2 protein-coding genes are annotated in these 2,509 nt (G+C 61.9%); both read right to left on the bottom strand.

Annotated features, from left to right (window positions below; genetic code table 11):
• Positions 1-135: 135 nt before the first annotated feature.
• Positions 136-894: an IS21-like element helper ATPase IstB gene (istB, locus tag GGQ67_RS25000; protein WP_183902799.1), complete on the bottom strand. Its 759-nt coding sequence runs from the start codon at positions 892-894 to the stop codon at positions 136-138.
• Positions 891-2,387, bottom strand: a complete 1,497-nt coding sequence (gene istA, locus GGQ67_RS24995) for an IS21 family transposase (RefSeq protein WP_183902798.1) — start codon at positions 2,385-2,387, stop codon at positions 891-893. The genes istB and istA overlap by 4 nt, the downstream gene beginning before the upstream one ends.
• Positions 2,388-2,509 lie beyond the last annotated feature (122 nt).

Below are 2,509 nucleotides of genomic sequence, written 5' to 3'. Positions count from 1 at the left end.
GTGTCAACGGCGGAGTAAAAACCGGCCACGGGGCGGAGCAAAAGTCGGCCACTGTGGCGCCGGCCTGAGACCGCCGGGAGGGCTTAAGCCCGAGCGGTGGTCTCAGGCCGGCGCGGCGATTTTTTGAGGGGAGTTTTAGCCGGCCTTTCGGGCACGGCTTTGAGCGAGACGGTAGCTGTCGCCATTCATCTCGAGGATGTTGACGTGGTGGGTGATGCGATCCAGCAGTGCGCCAGTCAGACGCTCGGAGCCCAAGGTTTCCGTCCATTCGTCAAATGGGAGATTGCTGGTGATCAAGGTGGCGCCGCGTTCGTAGCGTTGCGATATCAGCTCGAAGAGCAACTCCGCCCCGGTCTTCGACAGCGGTACGAAGCCCAGCTCATCGATGATCAGCAGCTTATAGGCGGCCATCTGCTTCTGGAGCCGGAGCAGACGCCGCTCGTCGCGTGCCTCCATCATCTCGCTGACCAGGGCGGCGGCCGTGGTGAAGCCGACGGACAGGCCCTTCTGGCAGGCGGCCAGACCGAGACCAAGCGCAACATGCGTCTTTCCCGTGCCGCTGGGGCCGAGGGCGATAACGTTCTCGCGGCGCTCGATCCATTCGCATCGGGACAGCTCCAGCACCTGCATCTTGTTGAGCTTCGGAATGGCGCTAAAGTCGAAGCTATCCAGGCTTTTGACGACAGGGAATTTGGCCGCCTTGATCCGGCGTTCGACCTTGCGGCGATCGCGCTCGATCATCTCCCGCTCGGCAAGCCGGAAGAGGTAGCCGACGTGGTCGACGCCCTCGGTGGCACATAACCGTGCCAGCTTTTGGTGCTCGCGCTGGAAGGTCGGTAACTTGAGGGTCTTGAGATAGTGGGCGAGCAGGATGTCGGGTGCTTCGGTGCTCATGCGGCTTCTCCCGCGTCAGACGACAGGAGGCGCATATACGCCTTCGCCGAGGTCTTCTCGACCGTCGCCCGTGGTAGGTAGGGATAAATCGCCAAGTCCAGTCGCGGTGGCCGGCGCTCGACCCGGCACAGGATCAGATGCTTGATCGCATCGAAGCCGATCGCGCCGAGCTGAATGGCCTGCTTCACGGCCGCATGCAGGTCCGCAAGGTCAAAGCTCTCCAGAAGACGGAGAACCTGCACATATTCCCGTCGCCCATGCTTGGCCATGCGGCCTTCCATCAGCCGGCGCAGCGTGGCGAACTCCTCCGGCAGGTCCCAGCCCTGGAGAGGCGCCGCCTGATCCAGCGCATTGATCTTCTGCTCGATCAGCGGCAGGTAATGGACGGGATCGAAGACGACGTCTTCCCGCTCCCAGCATCGGGGATGGCGGGCGATGATCTCGCCACGGCAGCCGATCACCACTTTGTCGACATAGCCCCGGATCCAGACATCCTGATGACCGTAGGCGACCGGCACGGAATAGTCGTTGGTCTTGTAGCGCACCAGGGACTGGGCCGTCACAATAGCGCTGGCCTGGTCGCAGGCATCAAACGGCGACGCCGGCAAGGGACGCATGGCCGCGAGATCCCGCAGCAAGCGTTCGCCGATCGTCTCGCTCTCGCCGCGCAGCCTGTCGCGCTGGCGTTTGCGGCATTGCTCTTCCAGGAAGGCGTTGAACGCATCCCATGTCGGAAACTGCGGGATCGGAACCATGAAGTTACGTCTGGCATAGCCGACAAGCCCCTCGACGTTCCCTTTGTCATTGCCCTTTCCAGGACGGCCATAGCGATCCCGGATCACGTAGTGGGACAGGAAGCCACTGAACAGCGCTGCCCGTTTGCGCGTGCCGTCGGGGAGGATCTTCGCGACGAGGCAACGGTCGTTGTCATAGACGATCGACTGCGGCACGCTTCCGAAGAACGCGAACGCATGGATGTGACCATCCACCCAGGCTTCTGCCACTGCCGCCGGATAGGCACGCACATAGCATCCGTCGCTATGAGGAAGATCCAGCACAAAGAAGCGAGCTTTCTGCTCGACGCCGCCGATCACCACCGTCGCCTCGCCGAAATCGGCCTGCGCATGGCCTGGCGGATGCGACAACGGCACGAACACCTCCTGGCGGCGTTGATCCCGCTCGCGCATATAATCCTTGATGATCGTGTAGCCGCCGGTGAAGCCGCACTCGTCACGAAGCCGGTCGAACACCCGTTTGGCAGTATGCCGCTGCTTGCGCGGCATCACCATGTCAGCTTCCAGCCACTGCTCGATCGTCGAAACGAATGCATCCAGCTTCGGACGCCGGATCGGCGAACGTCGCTGATAGCCGGGCGGTGTCGAATACGACAGCATCTTGGCCACGCTGTCGCGTGATACGTTGAAATGCTTTGCTGCCTGACGCTGCGTCATCCCTTCGGAAACAGCCAGACGAACCCTCAAATAAAGTTCCACGGTGTAGATCCCCTGTCCCTCCTGCGTTCATTGCAGAAAGGAAATAGGTGGCCGGATTTTACTCCGCCCGCGGCTGGATTATTCCGCCGCTACCGTGGCCGACTTTTCCACCGCCGCTCTCA

The organism is Rhizobium metallidurans (assembly GCF_014196505.1).
GTDB lineage: Bacteria > Pseudomonadota > Alphaproteobacteria > Rhizobiales > Rhizobiaceae > Rhizobium > Rhizobium metallidurans.
This window is presented reverse-complemented; position numbering and strand designations above follow the sequence as displayed.

Coding starts and splice junctions, on each gene's coding strand:
- istB (WP_183902799.1), bottom strand. CDS start 894: ATGAGCACCGAAGCACCCGACATCCTGCTCGCCCACTATCTCAAGACC.